We start from the raw sequence: 4,210 nt of genomic DNA on the forward strand, positions 1-4,210 counted from the left end.
TAAACCATCAAAACAAAGAGTGGGATCCGGCTCAACCTTTTTCTTCATTAGGCTCACCCTATTTTACACCAACCTTTGAGACACTACCGCCCGGGATTGCTGGAAAGCATTTATGAACAGGCTTTGTATATTGAACTGGAATCCATGGGCTTGAGAGTTCAACGCCAGGTTCCCATCAATGTTATCTATAAAGGCATGGATCTGGGGATGGGTTACAGGATGGATTTGTTGGTTGAAGGCCTTGTCTTGGTTGAGATCAAATCGGTTGATATGATTTCAAATGTTCATCTAAAACAGATTCAGACCTACTTGAAGGTTACAGGCAAACCGTTGGGATTATTGGTTAACTTTAACTCGACTGATCTTAAAGACAGTATCAAGCGCATTGTTAGCGGCCATGTAGATGACATCTGAATATAAACCAACGTATTGAAATTGCGGTAGATAACTACCCCAATGCGGTTAATGTACACGTTTCTCATTTCAATCAGTGAAATCCGTGAAATCTGTGTGATGCTCTTTTCTGCAAGAATCTCCGAGAACTATACATGAAACACAAGGTATCTCAGTACTTCCTTCTGCTACTCGATATAGCCATCGTTATTTTTTCTTTTCTCCTTGTAGCCAAGATCAAGGATGGCACCCGGCGCATTTTGGCAGATTTTGTCTGGTGGCGCTCCCTGGCGGCTTTTACCGTGGTGTGGATCGCCAGTGGCATCCTGGGCGGTAAATATCTGGTAACCAAGGTGAGCAGCGGAGTAGCGATGGCGCGTCAGATCATCAAATCGGATATCTTCGCTGCCGCGCTGATTTTCGGGCTGATGTATGTGCTGCGGCAATTCAACTATTCACGAGTAATCGTGATGGGAACCATGCTGGGCAGTGTGGTTTTGGAGCTCTTTTTCTTCGTGGGCCTCTTCTACGCGTTCAGATTCAACAAGGAAAACCGCGCATACGCCGCTTCCCCCCTGGTCACGAAATCGGAAGCTCTGGAGGAATCACAGAGTCCGGCCCACTTTCTCCAGACGCCGGAAGGCATCCCCAGCCTAAACGAAAGCAGCTACGCTCCCCCCTATTCGGAATGTAGCCTGGAGGAGAGCATTCTGGAGCCGCTTTGGCGGGGTTACCTGAATGAGCAGGAAGAGCTGTTTTCCTTCATTAAAGAATATCTGGATCTCAGCCGTTTCTGCAGGTCTCAGGCCTTGGTGCTCAATTCCGAGACCTATTTCAACATTGCCAACGAAACCCCCAATTCACGCCAAATCTTCATCAACCTCCATCGCATCAACGACTTTCGCCGCATCAACCTCTATCTGATCAAGGTGAATGAAATGTTGCTGGATGGCGGGGTGTTCATTTGCCACGGCCAGACCATCACCCAGCGCCGCAAAAGGTTTTACAGGAAATTCACCTCTGTGCTTGGCGCTCCGCTCTATTTCTGCGATTTCCTCCTGCGCCGCGTGATGCCCAAACTTCCCATTTTGCAGGGTTGGTATTTTGCCCTCACCAAAGGAAGGAACCGCGCCCTCTCTGAGACCGAGATGCTCGGACGCTTCTATTTCTGCGGCTTCGAGCTCATCCACAAGCGCGAAATCGCCGGGCACATGCACTTCATCCTCAAAAAAACCAAGCTGCCCCGAACCGATCCCAACCCCACTTATGGTCCTCTCATCCGCCTCAAGCGCCTGGGCCAGAACGGCAGGATCATCTACATAAAGAAACTCCGCACTATGCACCCCTACAGCGAATATCTGCAGGAATACGTCTTTAAGGCCAACGACTTGCAGGAAGGCGGAAAGTTCAAAAACGATTTCCGCGTGACCTCCTGGGGCCGAATACTGCGCGCCCTCTGGATCGACGAACTGCCCCAACTGCTCAACTGGCTTAGTGGCGACCTCGCTCTAGTGGGTGTGCGCGCCCTCAGCGAACACTATTATTCCCTCTATCCGCCGGACATGCAGCAGCTGCGGCTTAAAGTAAAACCCGGCCTCTTGCCGCCTTTTTACACCGATCTGCCTCAAACTTTCGACGAAATCGTGGAGTCAGAGCGCCGCTACATCCTGGCCAAACAAGCCAAGCCTTGCGCTACCGACTGGAAATACTTCTGGAGCGGGGTTTGGAACATCATCTTCAATCGGGCTCGCAGCAATTGAATTATCCTACGGATTCAACTGATAGGCATAATGTAGTAATTTGCGGGGCTGGTTATTTGCATGTTAATACGGATTAACGGATTTCACGGAATTACGGAAAAAGATTCATGAGCTTGCTGTATGAAGAACTGACCGATAAAATCTTGGGAGCATGCCTGGAAGTGTATAATTAGCTCGGCTGCGGTTTTTGGAAGCTGTATACTCTGATGCTTTGGAAGTTGAGTTTGAGCTGATGAACATCCCGTACAAAAAGGAAAAAGATTATTACATCACTTATAAAGGAAAGAGGTTCAGCAAGTATTACAAGGTTGATTTTCTTTGTTTTGATAAGATAATCATAGAGATCAAAGCCGTCGAATCCATCCTGCCCATCCATAAGCAGCAGGTTTTTAACTATCTGCGCTTGTCAGATCTGAAGCTGGGTTTCGTGATTAATTTTGGCTCCACCAGCTTACAATGGCAACGAGTTCCCAATCTGTACACCAAAACTGTCAATCCGTCAAATCCGTACTAGATTCAAATACCCGGATAATCCGTAGATAATTGTGAGGAATTCCATGAAACCCTGTTTGGCCTTTATTTTCTTTATGCTGCTAGTATCCTGTCTGATGGCTCAACTGGTTAATCCAGCGCCTCAGCCATTGCCTTATTCACAAGACTTTTCCAGCTTGCTCCACAGCTCCAGCACATGGCCGGATGGCATGACGGGATGGAGGACCACTCAAACACCCAGTACTGAATACTGCATTGATCCCCCTGCTTATAACAAAGCCCTTACTGCTTACGGATACTCTGACAATCCGCAGGCAACCATATACAACTATGACGGTAAGATAGGCTTACTGGATTCTAACACAGGCTGGTGCTTTGCCATCGTTTTTGCCCTGGACACCAGCGGTAAACAAAACATCCAGATTGATTACGACATCATGACCATCCGCAATCCATACTCTCCACCGTATGACGATCACATCAACGAAGCCACTCTGCAATACAGGATCGGCACGGTCGGGAATTTCACCACTCTGACGGGCATTGAGTACCAAAACAACACTACACAACAGATCAACGGCACCACCGTTCCCCAGAATCTGCAGCACAGATCCATCCTCCTGCCCTCAGCATGTGAAAACCGTCAGGAACTGCAAATCAGGCTCGTATCACGCTTGGTAAGCGGTTCCGGAAGCTACCGCCCCAGCTTCGCCATCGACAACATTTACGTCACCGGCGAGGACATTTCCACCCTGCCTGTGGAGCTTTCATCCTTTACAGCCTCGCTTACGGCGGAAAACCTTGTACGTCTGGACTGGACCACCCAATCCGAGACCGGAGTGCTGGGATTTTATATTTATCGCGGATTGGAGCCGGATCCTGGCGCCGCATTGCTGGCTTCGCCGCTGATCCCGGCCACTAATACCTCCATCCCATGCAGCTATTTCTTCGCGGATGCCGAACTTCATGTTTCGGGCACTTACAGCTACTGGCTGCTTAGCGTGGATTTTAACGGAGCCGAAGCCTGGCACGGTCCGGTTACGGTGGTTTACAATTCTGATGGATTGCAGTCTGGACCTGATGTTCTTCAAACCACCGGACTGAGTGGCGTTTTCCCCAATCCCTTTAATCCTTGTGCCAGCATCGATTTCTTTTTGGAAACGCCCGCCTTGGTGGCCTTCAGGATCTTTGATGCCCGGGGTAGGCTGGTCCGTGAACTGGAGCCGGGTTTGTGTCCCGCTGGACAGCAGCGCGTGGAATGGGATGGCCGCAACGCCTCCGGAAGCCTCTGCGGCAGCGGGACCTACCATATCCGGATGGATGTGGGCACACGCAGCTTTACAGTCAAGGCTGTGCTGCTGAAATAGTTTTTCCTTTGTCCTATTTATAGAAAAACCCGTTTTTCTTTGTACACAAAGGCAAACTGACCTTTAGCATTACTTCGGGTGAGTGCAAGTATAGGTACAAGCGGACATTGCTACCCATTTTTGAATGCACAGGTCTTCTTCGTCACGGAGAATCAAGCAATCAGCAAGCACGAAATGTTAAGAAAAAATCACTTGCCA

General features: G+C 49.1%; 4 protein-coding genes. All 4 read left to right on the forward strand.

Annotated features, from left to right (window positions below; translation table 11 throughout):
- Positions 1-60: 60 nt before the first annotated feature.
- The 4 genes from GX466_04575 (at position 61) to GX466_04590 (ending at position 4,012) form a co-directional block, all read left to right on the forward strand.
- A complete protein-coding gene (locus GX466_04575) occupies positions 61-414 on the forward strand; it encodes a GxxExxY protein (GenBank protein ID NLH93477.1) in 354 nt (117 codons plus the stop codon).
- A 134-nt stretch (positions 415-548) separates the two neighbouring features.
- Positions 549-2,153 (forward strand): hypothetical protein, encoded by a 1,605-nt coding sequence (locus tag GX466_04580; protein ID NLH93478.1) that lies wholly within the window; start codon positions 549-551, stop codon positions 2,151-2,153.
- A 187-nt stretch (positions 2,154-2,340) separates the two neighbouring features.
- Complete coding sequence (locus GX466_04585) at positions 2,341-2,667, forward strand: GxxExxY protein (protein NLH93479.1); 327 nt, start codon at positions 2,341-2,343, stop codon at positions 2,665-2,667.
- 43 nt (positions 2,668-2,710) lie between these two features.
- Entirely contained in the window at positions 2,711-4,012 is a 1,302-nt protein-coding gene (locus GX466_04590) for a hypothetical protein (GenBank protein NLH93480.1), read from the forward strand.
- Positions 4,013-4,210: the final 198 nt, after the last annotated feature.

The sequence above is a fragment of the Candidatus Cloacimonadota bacterium genome (assembly GCA_012516855.1).
Lineage (GTDB): Bacteria > Cloacimonadota > Cloacimonadia > Cloacimonadales > Cloacimonadaceae > Syntrophosphaera.